This window comes from Streptomyces spinoverrucosus, from assembly GCF_006539505.1.
In the GTDB taxonomy this organism is placed as follows: domain Bacteria; phylum Actinomycetota; class Actinomycetes; order Streptomycetales; family Streptomycetaceae; genus Streptomyces; species Streptomyces spinoverrucosus.
Map to the genome: position 1 here is coordinate 72,576 of NZ_BJND01000025.1, position 18,717 is coordinate 91,292.

11 protein-coding genes are annotated in these 18,717 nt (G+C 72.2%); 7 read left to right on the forward strand and 4 right to left on the reverse strand.

What is annotated here, in order from left to right:
• Positions 1 to 44: 44 nt before the first annotated feature.
• Positions 45 to 1,616 carry a phytoene desaturase family protein gene (locus SSP24_RS18620; RefSeq protein ID WP_174864672.1) on the forward strand — a complete coding sequence of 524 codons (1,572 nt, stop codon included), beginning with the start codon at positions 45 to 47 and terminating at the stop codon, positions 1,614 to 1,616.
• Positions 1,617 to 1,729: 113 nt separating this feature from the next.
• A complete protein-coding gene (locus tag SSP24_RS18625; protein WP_141310764.1) occupies positions 1,730 to 4,120 on the forward strand; it encodes a SpoIIE family protein phosphatase in 2,391 nt (796 codons plus the stop codon).
• 56 nt (positions 4,121 to 4,176) lie between these two features.
• Here the strand turns inward: SSP24_RS18625 and SSP24_RS18630 are convergent, their stop codons facing one another.
• Positions 4,177 to 5,955 (reverse strand): serine hydrolase domain-containing protein, encoded by a 1,779-nt coding sequence (locus SSP24_RS18630; RefSeq protein WP_141310765.1) that lies wholly within the window; start codon positions 5,953 to 5,955, stop codon positions 4,177 to 4,179.
• 130 nt (positions 5,956 to 6,085) lie between these two features.
• Here SSP24_RS18630 and SSP24_RS18635 point away from each other — a divergent pair, with 130 nt between their 5' ends.
• The 3 genes from SSP24_RS18635 to SSP24_RS18645 all read left to right on the forward strand — a co-directional run bounded on the left by SSP24_RS18635 (position 6,086) and on the right by SSP24_RS18645 (position 10,102).
• On the forward strand, positions 6,086 to 7,198 hold the full coding sequence (locus tag SSP24_RS18635; protein WP_141310766.1) for a nitronate monooxygenase: 1,113 nt from the start codon (positions 6,086 to 6,088) through the stop codon (positions 7,196 to 7,198).
• Positions 7,195 to 8,742, forward strand: a complete 1,548-nt coding sequence (locus SSP24_RS18640; RefSeq protein ID WP_141310767.1) for an acyl-CoA synthetase — start codon at positions 7,195 to 7,197, stop codon at positions 8,740 to 8,742. Before SSP24_RS18635 ends, SSP24_RS18640 begins: the two co-directional genes overlap by 4 nt.
• Positions 8,743 to 8,833: 91 nt before the next feature.
• Entirely contained in the window at positions 8,834 to 10,102 is a 1,269-nt protein-coding gene (locus SSP24_RS18645) for a DUF418 domain-containing protein (RefSeq protein ID WP_141310768.1), read from the forward strand.
• A gap of 4 nt (positions 10,103 to 10,106) precedes the next feature.
• Here SSP24_RS18645 and SSP24_RS18650 read toward each other — a convergent pair whose 3' ends face one another.
• Positions 10,107 to 12,518, reverse strand: coding sequence for a penicillin acylase family protein (locus SSP24_RS18650; RefSeq protein ID WP_141310769.1), 2,412 nt, complete (start codon positions 12,516 to 12,518; stop codon positions 10,107 to 10,109).
• 110 nt (positions 12,519 to 12,628) lie between these two features.
• Here SSP24_RS18650 and SSP24_RS18655 point away from each other — a divergent pair, with 110 nt between their 5' ends.
• Positions 12,629 to 14,128, forward strand: coding sequence for an acyl-CoA synthetase (locus SSP24_RS18655; protein WP_141310770.1), 1,500 nt, complete (start codon positions 12,629 to 12,631; stop codon positions 14,126 to 14,128).
• A 1-nt stretch (position 14,129) separates the two neighbouring features.
• Here SSP24_RS18655 and paaK read toward each other — a convergent pair whose 3' ends face one another.
• A complete protein-coding gene (gene paaK, locus SSP24_RS18660) occupies positions 14,130 to 15,425 on the reverse strand; it encodes a phenylacetate--CoA ligase PaaK (protein ID WP_141310771.1) in 1,296 nt (431 codons plus the stop codon).
• 169 nt (positions 15,426 to 15,594) lie between these two features.
• On the opposite strand from paaK, the gene SSP24_RS18665 reads away from it, so the two are divergent.
• A complete protein-coding gene (locus SSP24_RS18665; RefSeq protein ID WP_141310772.1) occupies positions 15,595 to 16,446 on the forward strand; it encodes an alpha/beta fold hydrolase in 852 nt (283 codons plus the stop codon).
• Between the two features lie 557 nt (positions 16,447 to 17,003).
• Here SSP24_RS18665 and SSP24_RS18670 read toward each other — a convergent pair.
• Positions 17,004 to 18,620, reverse strand: a complete 1,617-nt coding sequence (locus SSP24_RS18670; RefSeq protein WP_141310773.1) for an acyl-CoA synthetase — start codon at positions 18,618 to 18,620, stop codon at positions 17,004 to 17,006.
• Positions 18,621 to 18,717: the final 97 nt, after the last annotated feature.

The following is an 18,717-nucleotide window of genomic DNA, read 5'->3' on the forward strand; positions in this document are numbered from 1 at the left end:
GACCCGCTCTGGCCGACCCGGAACGGCGCGTGTTACCAAGAACCATGCCTGCACACGAGGGATCCCGCGCGTACGACGCCGTCATCGTCGGCGGCGGCCACAACGGCCTGGTCGCCGCCGCCTACCTGGCCCGCGCCGGACGGTCGGTACTGGTGCTGGAACGGCTGGACCACACCGGCGGCGCCGCCGTCTCCACCCGCCCCTTCCCCGGCGTCGACGCCCGCCTCTCGCGCTACTCCTACCTGGTCAGCCTGCTCCCGCAGAAGATCGTGCGCGACCTCGCCCTGGACTTCCGCCTGCGCACCCGCACCATCTCGTCGTACACCCCCGTCGAACGCGACGGCCGGCCGACCGGGCTGCTCGTCGGCGGTGGCGAGCAGCGGACCCGGGAGGCCTTCGCGCGGCTGACGGGCGGGGAGCGCGAGTACGAGTCATGGCAGCGCTTCTACGGCATGACCGGCCGCGTCGCCCAGCGCGTGTTCCCCACGCTGACCGAGCCGTTGCCCACACGGGACGAGCTGCGCAGGCGCATCGACGACGAGGATGCCTGGCGGATGCTCTTCGAGGAGCCGATCGGCGTCGCCGTCGAGGACAATTTCGCCGACGACCTGGTGCGGGGTGTCGTCCTGACCGACGCGCTGATCGGGACGTTCGCCGACGCGCACGACGGGGAGCTGCGCCAGAACCGGTGCTTCCTCTACCACGTGATCGGCGGCGGCACCGGCGCCTGGGACGTCCCCGTCGGCGGCATGGGCGCCCTGACCGGCGCGCTCACCGCCGCCGCCCGCGAGGCGGGCGCCGTCATCGCCACCGGCCACGAGGCCCTGCGGATCGACACCGACGGCCGCACCGCCGAGGTCACCTACCGCACGCCCGACGGCGAGGGCGTCGCCGTCGCCCGGCACGTCCTGGTGGGCGCCTCCCCGCAGGCGCTGGCCGCCCTCACCGGCGACACACCGCCCGCCCCCGCCGAGGGCGCCCAACTCAAGGTGAACATGCTCCTCACCCGGCTGCCGAGGCTGCGCGACACCTCGGTCGACCCGCGCGAGGCGTTCGCCGGAACCTTCCACATCGCGGAGGGGTACGTGCAGCTGGCCACCGCCTACGCCCAGGCCGCCGCCGGCGACCTGCCCGCCGCCCCGCCCTCCGAGATCTACTGCCACTCCCTGACCGACCCGTCGATCCTCGCCCCGGACCTGGTCGAACGCGGCTACCAGACCCTCACCCTGTTCGGTCTGCACACCCCCGCCCGGCTCTTCACCCCGGACAACGACGCCGTCCGCGACGCCCTGCTGAAGCCGACCCTCGCCCAGCTCGACGCCCACCTGGCCGAACCCCTCGCCGACTGCCTGGCCACGGATGCCGAGGGGCGGCCCTGCATCGAGGCGAAGACGCCGCTCGACCTGGAGCGCGACCTGCGGCTGTCCGGCGGCAACATCTTCCACCGCGAGCTGTCCTGGCCGTACGCCCAGGAGGGCACCGGCCGCTGGGGCGTGGAGACCCGGCACGCCAACGTGCTGCTGTGCGGCGCGGGCGCGGTGCGCGGCGGCGGGGTGAGCGGGGTGCCGGGGCACAATGCGGCGATGGCGGTGCTGGAGGGGGCCGAGGGCTTCTGAGCATGAGGGCGGTGCTGGACGGCGACGACAGCTCGTCCCGGTGACCCCTCTGTGGCCCCGTCCGCACCGGACCCCGCTTGATGCCGGTCCCGGTGCGCGCGATCCTCGTACACATGGTGACGTCGCCGCTCGACGATGCGGCGCGAGCGACCACGGCCGGGGACGCCGTGGCGGTGGTCGATACGCGCGGCATCATCACGGGCTGGAGTGAGGGGGCTCGCCTGCTCACCGGACACCCGGCCGAGGAGGTGACCGGCCGCCCGGCCGCCGACCTGGTGGACGGCGACGCAGTCACCGCCTGGCGCGCCCTGCGGGACACCGGCGCCGCCGTGGTGCCCGTACGGCGACGGGACGGACGACGCGCCGACCTGGCGCTGCGCGCCTGCCCACTTGCGGGCGCCGACGGGCAGGCACAGGCCTACGTCGTCACCGCGTCCCCCGACGAGCGGGCGCGCATGCTGGGCGAGCTGGCGTTCCAGCAGGCGTCCATGTCGATGTCCGTCTTCGACACCGGGCAGCGCTATCTGCGGATGAACGAGGCGGGCTGCCGGGTCATGGGCAGGCCCGAGGCGGAGTTCCTGCACCGCCACTTCCCGGACACCGTGGAGAACGCCGAGCACAGCCGCGGCTTCCTGCACCATCTGCAGCTCGTGGTGGACACCGGCGAACCGCTCCGCTACGAGAGCTGGACCCGCTCCCCGTCCGGCCGCCGTATGCACGCCTGGAACAGCGAGATGTGGCCGGTGCGGGACGCATCCGGCGAGCTGATCGGCACCGCGCTCGCCGCGTTCGACAGCAGCGAGCAGCACTGGGCCCGGCAGCGGCTGGCGATGCTGAACGAGGCCGCCGAGAGCATCGGCACCAAACTCGACGTCGTGCACACCGCCCGCGAACTGGCCGAACTCGTGGTACCCCGGCTTGCCGACTTCGCCAGTGTTGACCTGCTGGACTCGGTCCTGCAGGGCGAGGAGCCCGCCGTCGGCGTGGTCGGCGCCGACGTGGTGCTGCGCCGGGCCGCCCACCACTCGCTCACTCCCGGGGTGCCGGAGGCCGCGATCGACCTCGGCGCGGAGGACGTCTACCCGCCCGAGTCGCCCCCCGCCCGCGCCCTGGCCACCGGCGCCCCCGTGCTCACCCGGACCGGCGAGGCCGACCTCGACACCTGGCTCGCCCGGCACGAGGCCCGCACCGCCGTGCTGACCGACGCCGAGCGGCCGGAGTTCTCGCTGATGGCCGTCCCCCTGATCGCCCGCGGTACGACGCTGGGCGTGGCCGTCTTCGTCCGCAACCTCACGCCCGAGGCCCCCGACGCCTTCGACCGCGACGACGTCTCCCTGGCTCAGGAGCTGGCCAGCCGCGCCGCCGTGTGTGTCGACAACGCCCGCCGCTACACCCGCGAACGGACCACCGCCCTCGCCCTGCAACGCAGCCTGCTGCCGCAGGCGGTGACCGGACAGGCTGCGGTCGAGTGTGCCTCCCGCTATCTGCCGGCGCTGTCCCAGGCGGGCGTGGGCGGCGACTGGTTCGACGTGATCCCGCTGTCCGGGACCCGGGTGGCGCTGGTTGTCGGGGACGTCGTCGGCCACGGCATCCACGCCTCCGTGACGATGGGACGGCTCCGTACGGCGGTGTGGACCCTGGCCGACGTCGACCTGCCGCCCGACGAACTCCTCACCCACCTGGACGACCTGGTCGGCCACCTCGCCGGCGACGACAACCAGGCGGCCGGCGAGTTCGGCGCGACCTGCCTGTACGCGGTGTACGACCCGGTGTCCCGGCGCTGCACGGTCGCCGCCGCCGGCCATCCGCCGCCCGTCGTCCTGCTGCCCGACGGGACCGTCGAGGTCGTCGCGATGGCCGCCGGGCCGATGCTCGGCGTCGGCGGGCTGCCCTTCGAGGCCAGGGAACTGGAACTGCCGGAAGGCTCCGTGCTGGCCCTCTACACGGACGGCCTCATCGAGGCCCGCGACTTCGACGTGGACGCGGGCACGGACGCCCTGCGTGTCGCACTCGCCGCACCCGCCGAGAGCCTGGAGGGCATCTGCGACAGTGTCCTCAAGTCCCTGCTCCCCGACAGCCCGGCCGACGACGTGGCCCTGCTCATCGCCCGCACCCGCGCCCTGGACGCCGACCAGGTGGCCGTGTGGGACGTGCCCGCCGACCCGGCGATGGTCGCCACCGCGCGGCAGCACGCCACCGACCAGCTGACGAGCTGGGGGCTCGACGAGGCCGCGTTCGTCACCGAGCTGGTCGTCAGCGAACTGGTCACGAACGCCATCCGCTACGGCGGCGCCCCCATCCAGCTCCGGCTCATCCGCGACCGCGCCCTCATCTGCGAGGTCTCCGACGCCAGCAGCACCTCGCCCCACATGCGCCGGGCCCGCACCTACGACGAGGGCGGCCGCGGCCTGCTGCTGGTCGCCCAGCTGACGCAGCGGTGGGGGACCCGACCGAGCGGGACGGGGAAGACGATCTGGGCGGAGCAGGCGCTGCCGGTGACCTGAGATCTGGGGGTCTCGTCAGTCGGCCGAAGCCCCCACCCCGTCGGCGGCGTTCCCGGTCAGTCGGCCGAAGCCGCCCACCCCGTCGCCGTGATCCGCGCCGCGTCGGCGGGCCGCGCCTCGTCGAAGAGGACGGTGCGGCCCGCCTCGACGCGCAGACCGTCGACGTACGCCCCACGGCCGACGTACAGCCGGTCGGTGGTGTACCGCCAGCGCAGGGTGAGCCTCGGGTCCGCCGGGAGGGTCGCCGTGAGCCGGTGCCAGGTGCGGCCCGACCAGCCGGTGACCCGGCCGGACGAGTGTTCTTCGGGCTCCTCGCCGCGCCGGTCGGTCGTGAACGGGACCGGCTGCCAGGTCGCGCCGCCGTCCGTCGAAGACTCCAGGACCAGGCCGTCGGCCGCCGGTTCGGTGTCCCACCACAGGGCGCAGCGCAGCCGCGCCGCGCCGGTGGACGTGTCGAGCGCGGGCAACGTGAGGGTCGCGGTCGCGGAGCTCGCCATCCCGGAGAACCAGGCGGTACGACCCCGCACGGGCCGTACCGGTACCGCCCGCGCCAGATTGTTCGCGGCCGCGACCCGGGGCGCGGAGCCGGAGCGCCAGCTGCGCACCGGGTGCACCGAGTTGCCGAGCACGACGAGGAAGGAGTCGGTCGTCGGGTCGAGGACGAGGGAGGTGCCGGTGAAGCCGGTGTGGCCGGCGGTGCGCGGGGTGGCCATCGCGCCCATGTACCAGTGCTGGTAGAGCTCGAAGCCGAGGCCGTGCTCGTCGCCGGGGAAGGCGGTGTTGAAGTCGGTGAACATCAGCTCCACCGACTCCGGCCGCAGGATGCGCGCCCGGCCGTAGGCGCCGCCGTTGAGCAGCGTGCGGCCGAGCACGGCGAGGTCCCACGCGCAGGAGAACACACCGGCGTGCCCGGCCACCCCACCGAGGCTGTACGCGTTCTCGTCGTGCACCTCGCCCCACACCAGCCCCCGGTCCAGCCCCGACCACGGCTTGCGGGCGTCCTCGGTGGCCGCGATCCTCGGTCTCCAGGAGGGCGGCGGATTGAAGCGAGTGCGGTGCATCCCGAGGGGAGTGGTGATCTCCTTTCGGAGCAGGGCATCCAGTCCGCGAGCGGTGATCTTCTCCAGCACCAGCTGAAGCGAGATCAGATTGAGGTCCGAGTACAGATATCTGGTCCCCGGCGCGCTGACGGGCGCCTCGTCCCAGATGAGCCGCAGCTTCTCCTCGTAGGTCGGCGCGTTGTACAGCGGAATCCACGCCCGGAACCCCGAGGTGTGCGTCAGCAGCTGCCGCACCGTGATGTCCTGCTTGCCCGCACCCCCGAACTCCGGCAGATACGAGGCGACCGTCGCCTCCAGCTCCAGCGCTCCCCGCTCGATCTGCTGCACGGCCAGGATCGAGGTGAACAGCTTGGACACCGAGGCCAGGTCGAAGACGGTGTCCTCGGCCATCGGTATCTGCTGCTCGGCAGGGAACTCGACGCCGGTGTCGCTCTCCTCGTCGTACGCCGCGTAGCGCACCGCCATCCCGATCGGCTCGTGCAACGCCACGGTCCCGCCCCGCCCGGCGAGCAGCACGGCCCCCGCGTACCACGGGTGCTTGGGAGAGCGGCCGAGGAAGGCCTCCGCATCGGTGACGAGTTGGCGCAGGTGCGAGCCGAGCAGCCCGGCGCGTTCCGGGGAGCCGTGGCGCAGAGTGGGGTGCCGGTGCCCCGGACTGGCGGCCGCGGCCGGTCCCGCAGGCAAGGGGGCGAGGGCCAGGGCGCCACCCAGGGCCACGGCGGCTCTGCCGAGTTGACGACGGGTCACCGCTCTGTCTGCCATGCCTTCGGTCATCGAGGATCCTCCCGAGCGTGGGTCGGCCGCGGACGTACCCGAAAGCATGTCCATCACATTGGCCCGATAAATCTGACGCTCTGTCAGGAAACCTCTTCCGTCGTCCGGAGGACTGCGGCATCCTGCGCCCATGCAGACGGAGCTGAGCAAGCAACTGGGAGTCGAGCACGCCCTCTTCGGCTTCACGCCGTTCCCCGCCGTCGCCGCGGCCATCAGCCGGGCCGGCGGCTTCGGAGTGCTCGGCGCGGTCCGCTACACCGACCCCGACGACCTCAAACGCGACCTCGACTGGATCGAGGCGCACGCCGAGGGCCGCCCCTACGGCCTGGACGTCGTCATGCCCGCGAAGAAGGTCGAGGGCGTCACCGAGGCCGACGTGGAGGCGATGATCCCGGAGGGGCACCGGCGCTTCGTCGAGGACACCCTCGCCAAGTACGGCGTACCCGAACTCGCCGAGGGCGAGGCGTCGGGGTGGCGTATCACCGGCTGGATGGAGCAGGTCGCCCGCACCCAGCTCGACGTCGCCTTCGACTACCCGATCCGGCTGCTGGCGAACGCCCTCGGCTCACCGCCCGCCGATGTCATCCGGCGCGCCCACGACCGGGGCGTCCTGGTCGCCGCGCTCGCGGGCAGCGCCCGGCACGCGCGCAAGCACAAGGACGCCGGGATCGACATCGTCGTGGCCCAGGGGTACGAGGCGGGCGGCCACACCGGCGAGATCGCCTCCATGGTGCTCACGCCCGAGGTCGTGGAGGCCGTCGACCCGCTGCCGGTGCTGGCCGCCGGAGGCATCGGCAGCGGACAGCAGGTGGCCGCCGCGCTGGCCCTCGGCGCGCAAGGCGTGTGGACGGGCTCCATCTGGCTGACCACCACCGAGGCCGACCTTCATTCCCCGGCCCTCACCCGCAAACTCCTCGCGGCCGGTTCCGGCGACACCGTCCGCTCCCGCGCCCTGACCGGCAAGCCCGCCCGCCAGTTGCGCACCGAGTGGACCGACGCCTGGGACGACCCGGCCGGACCGGGCACCCTCCCGATGCCCCTCCAGGGTCTCCTCGTCGCCGAGGCCGTCTCGCGCATCCAGAAGTACGAGGTCGAACCCCTGCTCGGCACGCCCGTCGGCCAGATCGTCGGCCGGATGACCAGCGAAAGCAGCGTCCAGGCCGTCTTCGACGACCTCACCCGCGGCTTCGAGCGCGCCGTCGACCGCATCAACCGCATCGCCGGAAGGAGCGGCCCGTCATGAACCACCCCACCGGCTTCTGGGCCCAGGCCACCGCCGACCCCGACCGCACCGTCCTCGTCGCACCCGACGGCGAGGAGTGGACCGCCGGACGCCTGCACGCCGCCGCCAACCGCCTGGTGCACGGCCTGCGCGCCGCGGGCCTGGAACGCGGCGACGCCTTCGCCGTGGTCCTGCCCAACGGGCCCGAGTTCCTGACGGCGTATCTGGCCGCCACCCAGGCCGGGTTCTACCTGGTCCCCGTCAACCACCACTTCGTCGGACCCGAGATCGCCTGGATCGTCGCCGACTCCGGCGCCAAGGTGCTCATCGCCCACGAACGGTTCGCCGACCCCGCCCGCCAGGCCGCCGATGAGGCGGGCCTTCCGGCGACCCACCGGTACGCGGTCGGCACCCCGGCGGGCTTCCGCCCCTACGCCGAACTCCTCGACGGACAGCCCGAGTCACCGCCCGCCGACCGCACCCTCGGCTGGGTCATGAACTACACCTCCGGCACCACCGGCCGCCCCCGCGGCATCCGCCGCCCCCTGCCCGGCAAGCTCCCGGAGGAGTCCTATCTGGGCGGCTTCCTCGGCATCTTCGGCATCAAGCCGTACGACGACAACGTCCACCTCGTCTGCTCACCGCTGTACCACACGGCCGTCCTGCAGTTCGCCGGCGCCTCACTGCACATCGGCCACCGCCTGGTCGTGATGGACAAGTGGACGCCCGAGGAGATGCTCCGCCTGATCGACACCCACCACTGCACGCACACCCACATGGTCCCGACCCAGTTCCACCGGCTGCTGGCACTCCCGGAGGACGTCCGGCGGTCGTACGACGTCTCCTCCATGCGGCACGCCATCCACGGCGCCGCGCCCTGTCCCGACCATGTGAAACGCGCCATGATCGACTGGTGGGGTCACTGTGTCGAGGAGTACTACGCGGCCAGCGAGGGCGGCGGAGCCTTCGCCACCGCCGAGGACTGGCTCAAAAAGCCCGGCACGGTCGGCAAGGCCTGGCCCATCAGCGAACTCGCCGTCTTCGACGACGACGGCAACCGGCTGCCGCCCGGCGAACTCGGCACCGTCTACATGAAGATGAGCACCGGCGGCTTCGCCTACCACAAGGACGACGACAAGACCCGGAAGAACCGCATCGGTGACTTCTTCACCGTCGGCGACCTCGGCTGCCTCGACGAGGACGGCTACCTGTTCCTGCGCGACCGCAAGATCGACCTGATCATCTCCGGCGGCGTCAACATCTACCCGGCCGAGATCGAGTCCGTCCTGCTCGCCCACCCCGCCGTCGCCGACGCCGCCGCCTTCGGCATCCCGCACGACGACTGGGGCGAGGAGGTGAAGGCGGTCGTCGAACCGGCCCCCGGCCACGAACCAGGACCCGCCCTCGCCACCGCCCTCCTCGACCACTGCGCCGCCCGCCTCGCCGGCTACAAACGCCCCAAGAGCGTCGACTTCATCGCCGAAATGCCCCGCGACCCCAACGGCAAGCTGTACAAACGGCGGCTGCGGGAACCGTACTGGGAAGGGCGGACCCGGGCGATGTGACGCGGCGCCGCGGTCGGCCTCATTCTTTGGTCGGCCCGCGCTCGACCTTCGGCCGATGCCCGGCGATGCCCCGCCTTCCTAGCGTGGCGGTATGACGACCACGATCACGGAGGGCCGCCCGCGGCGCGGCGGCGTACGGCCCGGGGAACGAGCCCTCGCCCCCGATCTCGCCCGCGGGATCATGCTGCTGGGCATCGTCCTGTCCAACACCGCCTTCCATCTCTGGGCGGCCCGGCGCGGCCCCTCCGGATGGCAGCCCGTGGATGGCTCGTGGCTCGATCACGCAGTGCAGTTCACCATGATCACCGTGCTCGACCTGCGGGTCTACCCGCTCTTCGCGTTCCTCTTCGGCTACGGCATGATGCAGCTCTACCTCCGGCAGACCGCCGCCGGTACGGCGGAGCGCGATGCCGCGCGGATTCTGCGCCGGCGCAGTCTGTGGCTGATCGTCATCGGCCTGGCCCATTCCACTCTGCTCATGGCGGGCGACATCATCGGCTTCTACGGGGTGCTGAGCCTCGTCCTGGGCCTGGTCTTCCTCCGGCGCGGCGAACGCGCGCTGACCTGGTGGATCGGCATCGGAGTCGCCCTGCTGCTGTTCACCTCGGCCGAGCCCGTCGTGTCGGCGCTGCTCCGGGGCGAGTTGGGCACGCTCGGCGACGCCGGGGCGGAGCCCGGCTTCAAGGCGTACGCGCCGGACGAGGAGAACTGGCTCACCGCGGCGGGCATCCGGCTGGAGTCCGGCCTGTTCGTCACCTTCGTGGCCGCACCGCTGTCCCTCGTCGGCGGTGGGTTCGTGCTCTTCCTGCTCGGTTTCCTGGCCGCGCGGCACCGCGTGCTGGAGGAGCCCGGGCGCCATCGCACCCTGCTGCGGTCGACCGCCGTCATCGGCATCGCGCTCGGCTGGCTCGGCGCCCTGCCCGCGGCGCTCGCCCACGTCGGCGCCCTGGACGTACCGGCCGACGCGCAGAGCGAGTCGGGAGCGCTCACCATCCTCCGGGACGCCACCGGCAACGCCGCCGGACTCGGCTACGTCGCCGCCGTCGCCCTCTTCGCGCACTGGTGGATCACCCGCGAGCCCCGACGCGGCGCCACGGCGGTGGCCGCGGTGACCGCCGTGGGGAAACGCTCGCTGTCCTGCTACCTCGCCCACTCGCTGCTCTTCGCGCCGCTGCTGGCCGCATGGGGCCTCGGCCTCGGCGCACACCTCGGCAGCGCCACCATGGCCCTGTTCGCGACGGGCGTCTGGCTGGTCACCGTGGCCGCCGCCCACGCCCTGGAACGCGCGGGCCGCCGCGGCCCCGCCGAAGCGGTGCTGCGACGGCTGATGTACGGGTCCGTCGACGCCCGCGGGCGGTGATGGGTCAGCGGCGCTCGCGCACCGCGACCACCCTGAGCGCGGGCGAGGACAGGATGTCCTTCTCGCAGAACCTGGACGTCACCCACTTCTCGCCGGAGAACAGCCGGGTCTGGTCGGCGAAGTGGGCCGAGTGCGGGTTCGAGGACTGGGAGTACGACAGCAGGGTGCGGGCCACCGGGCAGGGGCCGCCGTCCCAGCCCACGGCCTGGATATAGCTGGAGCCGGTCGACACCTCCGCGTAGCCGCCGCTCGCCGGGGCCCACACCGGCTCGATCTTGTTCCACACGCCCAGCGATTCGGTGCCGCCGGGCACCGCGATGCGCTGCCCGTTCCGCAGGACGACCTGATGCTCACCGAGCCGGGAGTCCAGTGCGATGCCCGCCGCCCGCAGCTCGGCGACCGTGTCCGCGAGGGCGGTCGCGAAGCCGGGGGCCGTCGTGTCGAGCGTGTTCGGGGTACGGACCGGATCGGCGGCCGAGAACCGCACCTTCCAGAGGCGGGCCGCCGGAACCGAGGCCGTCAGCTTCCGCCAGAACCGGTCGAAGAGCAGCGCGCCCCGGCTGGAGCTGTCCATGGTGCGGTCCCAGCCCGCCAGCACCCGACACGCCTCGGTGACGTCAACGGCCTTGCCATCACTGCCGGTTGCCGTGCCCACCGGCAGCGCGGCACACGCCTTCGCCGCGTCGGCCGCGGCCAGATCCCCGGCGGGTACCCGGTTGGCGAACTGCTGCCGCTGCAGATCCCGTACCGTCAGACCGCCGCGCCCGGCCATCGCCGACACGTCCTCCAGCGCGCCGCGCGTCCGCAGTGTGCGGGCCGTGCCGATGGTCCCGAAGACCCGCTCGTACCCCGTCAGCGGCTGCTCGGCATTGGCCAGCCAGGCGCTGTCGTTGGAGTTCTCCGCGTACGGAGCGTCCTTGAGCACCGGCATCCTCGCCGGACCGAAGATCCCCGGCTGTACGGCGTCGGCGTCCCGGCCGAGCGCACAGTCGCCGCGCGATCCGTCCAGGACCGCGAGCCCTGACGAGGGGTACGTGACCTGGCCGAGCGGGGTGGAACAGCGCTGTGCCAGTTCGTCCGTGATGCGCGGCAGCACTTGGGACTGCGTGAAGAGGCTGTGCCCCTTGGAGTCGGCGGCGATGGTGTTCACCCACGGCAGGCCCTGGGTGCGGCGCAGGGCGGCGAGGACGTCGTCCGTGCCGCGCGCCCGGCTGAAGCCGAGGGCGGTGTCGGAGGCGCGCAGATTGGCCGCGTTGGGATCATGGAGCGCGTACGCCGTCGTACTGGTCCACGGCAGCGGCACCGACGCTCCGAGCGAGGTGACCACCGGGCCGTACCGGGTCCACCACTGTGTCCGCGTCACCGGCGGCCCGTCCTTGACGGCCACGGTGACACGACGCTGCTTCATCCGCTCGCGTCTGCCGTCGACGACGTAGACCGTCGGGTCGGCCGGATCCAGGGCCAGCTGATGCAGGTTGAGGGTGACGCCGGTGGCCACAGTGTGGCTCCACGCCACCTGTGCGTTGTGACCTATGGAGATCGTCGCCGTGCCCAGCAGTGAGCCGCCGGCGACGTTGAGGCGGCCGGGGATGGTCTGCTGCGACTGCCAGAAGCGGCGGCCGCCCTGCCACGGGTAGTGCGGGTTGCCGAGCAGCAGCCCACGTCCATTGGCCGTCGTGGCGCCGCTGAAGGCGACCGCGTTGGAGCCCATGTCGGCGCTGTCGGCGGCGAACAGCTCGAGGGCGGCCCGCGCGGTGTCGTCGGCGTCGGGCGCGGTTCCGGCGGCTGTCGTCGGCGGCTGTGCGGCCGTGATGCCGTCCACGCCCCGGCCCTGGCCGCCGAGTACCGCCAGCGCGTAGCCGCGCGCGGCGACGTCCAGGGTGCTGATCGGCCGTACCCAGGCGGCGTCCCGGCAGGCCGGGTCGGTGATCCGGTTCCGCTGCAGCCAGGCGTTGTAGCCGGCCGCGAAACCCCGCATCAGGTCCTTCACGGCCCGGCTCGGCCCGGCAGGCTCCGGCGTGGCGAGCAGCCGCTGCACCGTGCCGGCCTCGCGGACCCCGCGGAAGTACAGGTCGCTGGAGAGGTTGCGGGTCGCCGAGGAGAGCGCCGGGTCGGACGGCGCGTCGGCGCCGAAGTAGCGCGAGCGTTCGCCGCGTACGGTCACGAAGCCGTCGGCCAGTGTGCACACCTGGTCGGCGGCCTGGGCCCAGCCGGTGCCGAAGCCGAGGTCGGCGTAGCCGCGGGCGACGATGTGCGGAATGCCGTACTCGGTGTAGCGGATGACGGCCGACAGGCCGCCGTGCGAGGGGTGTTGTTCCTGGCGGTCGTGCTCCGGTGCCGCCGTGGCGGGCAGCGCGGTGGCGGCGGTGAGCAGGGCGACGGCCATGAGGGTGAACCGTCTCAGGCGGGTGCGCATCGTGCCTCCCAACGTCATTGAGCGAAGGGGCGGTTGAGCGTACCAACGGGTATGTCCGCTGCGGCCCGGTCACTTGACCTCCTCCGGACACGGACCGAGGATCAGCAGTCATGACGCCCGGACACGGCAGCACGGTTGACGGGGTGCTGCGGCGCAGCGCCCGCCGCACCCCGGCGCGCGTCGCGGTCGAGTACCGCGATCGCCGCTGGACGTACGAGGAGCTCGACGACGCCGTCTCCCGGGCGGCGAGCCTCCTGCTCGGTGAGGGCCTCGCTCCCGGCGACCGGGTCGGCGCCTACGGCCACAACTCCGACGCCTACCTCATCGGCTTCCTCGCCTGCGCCCGCGCGGGCCTGGTGCACGTGCCGGTCAACCAGAATCTGACGGGCGACGACCTGACGTACATCGTGGAGCAGTCGGGCAGCGGGCTGGTCCTCGGCGACCCGGACCTGGCGGATCGACTGCCTGTCGGCGAACGGGTGTTGCCGCTACGGGACGTCCATGACTCGCTGCTCGCCCGGCTGCCGTCCACGGACCCCTACGACGGTCCGGAGGCGCGCGCCGAGGACCTGACGCAGCTGCTCTACACCTCCGGTACGACGGCCCTGCCCAAGGGCGCGATGATGACGCACCGCGCGCTGGTGCACGAGTACCTCAGCGCGATCACCGCCCTCGACCTCAGCGCGGGTGACCGGCCGGTGCACGCGCTGCCGCTGTACCACTCGGCGCAGATGCACGTCTTCCTGCTGCCGTACCTCGCGGTCGGGGCAACGAACATCATCCTGGACGCGCCCGACGGCGACCGGCTCTTCGACCTGATCGAGGCCGGGCGCGTGGACAGCGTGTTCGCCCCGCCCACCGTATGGATCGGCCTGGCGAACCGGGCCGACTTCGCGACCCGCGACCTGAGCGGGCTGCGCAAGGCGTACTACGGGGCGTCGATCATGCCGGTGCCGGTCCTGGAGCGGTTGCGGGAGCGGTTGCCGAAACTGGCCTTCTACAACTGCTTCGGCCAGAGCGAGATCGGCCCCCTGGCCACGGTCCTCGGACCCGACGAGCACAAGGGGCGGCTCGACTCCTGCGGCCGGCCGGTGCTCTTCGTGGACGCCCGGGTCGTCGACGAGGACGGCGAGGACGCGCCCGACGGCACACCCGGCGAGATCGTCTACCGGTCCCCGCAGTTGTGCGAGGGCTACTGGAACAAGCCCGAGGAGACCGCCGAGGCCTTCCGTGACGGCTGGTTCCACTCCGGGGACCTCGCGGTGCGGGACGCGGACGGCTACTTCACGATCGTCGACCGGGTGAAGGACGTCATCAACTCCGGTGGTGTCCTGGTCGCCTCACGGCAGGTCGAGGACGCCCTCTACACCCATGAGTCCGTCGCGGAGGTCGCCGTGGTCGGCCTGCCCGACGAGAAGTGGATCGAGGCGATCACCGCCGTCGTCGTCCCGCGCGGCGAGGTGACGGAGGCGGAGCTGATCGCTCATGCGCGCGAGAAGCTGCCGCACTTCAAGGCGCCGAAGCGGGTGGTGTTCGTGGACGCGCTGCCGCGCAACGCCAGCGGCAAGATCCTGAAGCGGGAGCTGCGGGACCGGTTCGGGGACGGCTGAGTCAGCTCGGGCGCAGGTCCACGATCCGCCTGATCTTCCCCACGGACCGCTCCAGCGACTCCGGTTCGACGATCTCCACCGCAACCGACACGCCGATGCCGTCCTTCACGGCCGCCGCGATGGACCGCGCCGCGTCCTGTCGTGTCCCGGCGGCCGCGTCCGGGCGGGCCTCCGCCCGTACGGTGAGGGCGTCGAGCCGGCCCTCGCGGGTGAGGCGCAGCTGGAAGTGCGGGGCCACGCCGGGGGTGCGGAGCACGATCTCCTCGATCTGGGTGGGGAAGAGGTTCACGCCGCGCAGGATCACCATGTCGTCGCTGCGGCCGGTGATCTTCTCCATCCGGCGGAAGGTGCGGGCCGTGCCCGGCAGCAGCCGCGTCAGATCCCGGGTCCGGTAACGGATCACCGGCATGGCCTCCTTGGTCAGCGAGGTGAAGACCAGCTCGCCCCGCTCGCCGTCGGGCAGCACCTCACCGGTGAGCGGGTCGACGATCTCCGGGTAGAAGTGGTCCTCGTGCACATGCAGACCGTCCTTGGTCTCCACGCACTCCTGGGCGACCCCCGGGCCGATCACCTCCGACAGCCCGTAGATGTCCACCGCGTCGATCGCGAACCGCTCCTCGATCTCCCGCCGCATGCCCTCCGTCCAGGGCTCGGCCCCGAAGATCCCCACCCGCAGTGAAGTGCTCCGCGGATCGACGCCCTGCCGCTCGAACTCGTCCAGCAGCGTGAGCATGTAGGACGGCGTCACCATGATGATGCCGGGCTTCAGGTCCTGGATCAGCTGGACCTGACGGGCCGTCATTCCGCCGGACGCGGGGATGACCGTACAGCCGAGCCGCTCGGCACCGTAGTGGGCGCCCAGTCCGCCCGTGAACAACCCGTACCCGTACGCCACATGCACGGTGTCGCCGGGCCGTCCGCCCGCCGCCCGGATCGAACGGGCCACCACGTCGCCCCACATCGACAGGTCATTGTCCGTGTATCCGACGACCGTCGGGCGCCCGGTGGTGCCGCTCGACGCGTGAATGCGGCGGATGCGCTCCCGGGGTACGGCGAACATCCCGTACGGGTAGTGCTCGCGCAGGTCGGCCTTGGTGGTGAAGGGGAAGCGGGCGAGATCGGCGAGGGAGCGGCAGCCGTCCGGGTGGACTCCGGCCTTGTCGAAGGAGTCCCGGTAGAAGGGCACGTTGGTGTAGGCGTGCCGCAACTGGGCCCTCAGCCGATCGAGCTGCACCTGCCGCAGCTCCTCCGCGCCCAGCCGTTCTCCCGCGTCCAGCAGGTCCGTCGTCTCCGCCATGGGACCTCTCCTCGCCAACCACAGCAATCCGGGCGACCGATCATTCGGTCGAGGTGTTGTGGATCAGTAATCCAGTCCGGCGCGGCGGAGGCAAGGGCTCTGCCCGCACTTTCTCCGGCGGGCGTAACTCTGTTGCGGGGAGGCGTCACCGGCCCTGAGGATGACCGCCATGCCCACCTTCATCGCCCCCGACGGAACCCGTCTCGCCTATCACCTGCGCGGCGACGGCGACCCTCTGGTCGTCCTGCCCGGCGGCCCAATGCGGCCCTCCGCCTATCTCGGTGACCTGGGCGGACTCGCCGCCCACCGCCAACTGGTCCTGCTCGACCTGCGCGGCACCGGCGACTCCGCGGTGCCGGCGGATCCGGCGACGTACCGCTGCGACCGCCTCGTGGACGACGTGGAGGCGCTGCGGGTTCACCTGGGCCTGGAGCGGATGGACCTGCTCGGCCACTCCGCGGGCGGCAGCCTGGCCACGCTGTACGCCGCCCGGCACCCCGACCGGGTCGCACGGCTGGCGCTGATCACCGCGACGCCGTGGGCGCTGGGCATGCCGGCGACGACCGAGGACCGGCTGGCCGCCGCACGGCTGCGGGCGGGCGAGCCGCGGTTCGCGGAGGCGTACCCGGCGTTCGAGAAGTGGCTGCTCCAGGGCGGCGACTTCGACCCGAAGTTCATCCCGTTCTTCTACGGGCGCTGGGACGAGGCGGCCGCCGAGCATGCCCGGCGGGACGAGGACGAGGGCAACGAGGAGGCCGCGGAGCGGTACGGCTCCGAGGGCGCCTACGACCCACCCGCGACCCGCGCCGCACTGGCCACGCTGGCCGCCCCGGTCCTCGTCTACGCCGGCGAACTCGACGGCGGCCCGCGCCCCGACCTCGCCCGCCGCACAGCCGAGGCGTTCCCGAACGCCGAGGTCGCCGTACAGCCGGGCGCGGGGCACTATCCGTGGGTGGACGACCCGGAGTGGTTCGCGGCACGCACGGCGGACTTCTTCACCGGGAGCGGGAAGGGCGAGTAGCGGCTGATCGCGGCCGGGGCCTGTCCGGCGGATCATGCGGGGTCGCGGGGTCTGAAGAGCGCCGCACCACATGGCCGCGCGCCGCACCACATGGCCGCTACGTCGCATGGCTGCGCACCGCCCGACCGCCGCGCCGCGCAGGCGGCTTGATCCGTCGGGCGGGCCCTAGTCGTCGGCCGCGACGACCACCTCCCGCGCCCAGCGGTATAGCCGCCGCGCCGCTTGGCCGCGCCCGCCGCATCGCACAGGCGGTCTGTTCCGTCGGACGGCCCTAGTCGTCGGCCGCGACGGCCCCCCGGCGCCCAGGCGGCCTGTTCCGTCGGGCGGGTCCTAGTGGTCGGCCGCGACGGCCGCCTCCCGTACCCAGCGTTACAGCCGCCGTGTTGCACGGCCGCGCACCCCACAGCCGCCGCATCGCAGAGGCGGTCTGTTCCGTCGGACGGGCCCTAGTCGTCGGCCGCGACGGCCACCCTCCGCGTCCAGCGCTACAGCCGCCGCGCAGCTGCCGCACCCACAGCCGCCTCACCCCACAACCGCCCTGATCCGCCGGACAAGCCCTACTCGTCCGCCGCGACCGCCACCTCCCGCGCCCACCGGTAGTCCGCCTTGCCGCTCGGGGAGCGGCGGATGGAGTCGGTGATGACCAGTTGGCGGGGGATCTTGTAGCCCGCCAGGCGGTCCCTGCAGTGGGTCTGGATGTCCGCCAGGGAGGGGATCGGCGCGCCCTCGCGGAGCTGGACGATCGCCGCGACATGGTTGCCCCACTTCGCGTCCGGTACTCCGGCAACCAGGGCGTCGTACACGTCGGGATGGGACTTCAGAGCCTGCTCGACCTCCTCCGGGTACACCTTCTCGCCCCCGGTGTTGATGCACTGCGAGCCACGGCCGAGGACGGTGACCACGCCCTCCTCGTCGACGGTGGCCATGTCGCCGAGCAGTACCCATCGCTCGCCGTCCCTCTCGAAGAAGGTCTCGGCGGTTTTCACCGGGTCGTTGTAGTAGCCGAGCGGTACGTGGCCGCACTGGGCGATCCGTCCCACCTCGCCGCTGGTCACCGGCTCGTGCGTCGCCGGGTCCACCACCCGTGTGCGGGAGTTGACGCGGATGCGGAAGCCTCGTGCGGGTCCGGAGTCGTCCGTCGCCGTGCCGTTGAAGCCGGACTCGGAGGACCCGAAGTTGTTCAGCAGCATCACGTGCGGGACGAGCGCCAGGAACTGCTGCCGTACCGTCTCCGACATGATCGCGCCGGACGACGACACGCTGAACATCGAGGAGCAGTCCGTGCCCTTCATGGGCCCGGAGAGGGCGTCGATCAGCGGGCGCAGCATCGCGTCGCCGACCAGCGACATGCTGGTGACCTTCTCCTTCTCGATGGTCCGCAGGACTTCCTCGGGCACGAACTTGCGGTGCAGCACGACCCGTTGCCCGAAGTTGAACCCGATGAACGCCGTGAGGGTGGACGTCCCGTGCATCAGCGGGGGAGTGGGAAAGAACGTGATGCCCGATCCGCCCGCCGCGACCCGCTCGGCCAGCTCCTCCGGCGTCTTCACCGGCTCACCGGTCGGCGCCCCGCCGCCCAGCCCGGAGAAGAACAGGTCCTCCTGCCGCCACATCACGCCCTTGGGCATCCCGGTCGTACCGCCGGTGTAGATGATGAACTGGTCGTCCCCCGAGCGTGCCGGAAATCCGCGCTCAGCGGATCCGCTGGTCTCGGCCTCGGCGAACGGCACGGCGAACGGCACGCCCAGCGCGCCCCCCGCCCCCACCCGCACCAGATGCCGCACCTTCGCCACCCGGGGCAACGCCGCCGCCACCCGGTCCGTGAATTCCGCGTCGAACACCAGAGCCACCAGATCGGCGTCCCGGTAGAGATAGACCAGCTCCTCCTCGACATACCGGTAGTTGACGTTCACCGGCACGATCCGCGCCTTCAGGCAGCCGAGCACCGTCTGGAGGTACTCGACGCCGTTGTAGAGGTGCAGCCCGAGGTGCTCGCCGGGGCGGATGCCGCTGTCGAGCAGGTGGTGACCGATGCGATTGGCGGCCGCGTCCAGCTCGGCGTACGTCAGCCGGCGCTCCGCGCCCGTGCCCGGGTGGTCGACGTACACCAGCGCCTCGCGGTCCGGCACCACGTCCACGACCGACTCGAACAGGTCGGCAAGGTTGTACTCCACCGCTCCTCCTGACCTCGCTGTCCCTCGGTGCCGGTCATCAGAGCAAAGGGCGACACAACTGTGAAGGGTCCGCGCAGCAGAAATCTGACTGACTGTC

Bases quoted from the DNA above. Each gene is read 5' to 3' on its own strand.
- SSP24_RS18620 (WP_174864672.1), top strand. From the start codon at position 45: ATGCCTGCACACGAGGGATCCCGCGCGTACGACGCCGTCATCGTCGGC.
- SSP24_RS18625 (WP_141310764.1), top strand. From the start codon at position 1,730: ATGGTGACGTCGCCGCTCGACGATGCGGCGCGAGCGACCACGGCCGGG.
- SSP24_RS18630 (WP_141310765.1), bottom strand. From the start codon at position 5,955: ATGACCGAAGGCATGGCAGACAGAGCGGTGACCCGTCGTCAACTCGGC.
- SSP24_RS18635 (WP_141310766.1), top strand. From the start codon at position 6,086: ATGCAGACGGAGCTGAGCAAGCAACTGGGAGTCGAGCACGCCCTCTTC.
- SSP24_RS18640 (WP_141310767.1), top strand. From the start codon at position 7,195: ATGAACCACCCCACCGGCTTCTGGGCCCAGGCCACCGCCGACCCCGAC.
- SSP24_RS18645 (WP_141310768.1), top strand. From the start codon at position 8,834: ATGACGACCACGATCACGGAGGGCCGCCCGCGGCGCGGCGGCGTACGG.
- SSP24_RS18650 (WP_141310769.1), bottom strand. From the start codon at position 12,518: ATGCGCACCCGCCTGAGACGGTTCACCCTCATGGCCGTCGCCCTGCTC.
- SSP24_RS18655 (WP_141310770.1), top strand. From the start codon at position 12,629: ATGACGCCCGGACACGGCAGCACGGTTGACGGGGTGCTGCGGCGCAGC.
- paaK (WP_141310771.1), bottom strand. From the start codon at position 15,425: ATGGCGGAGACGACGGACCTGCTGGACGCGGGAGAACGGCTGGGCGCG.
- SSP24_RS18665 (WP_141310772.1), top strand. From the start codon at position 15,595: ATGCCCACCTTCATCGCCCCCGACGGAACCCGTCTCGCCTATCACCTG.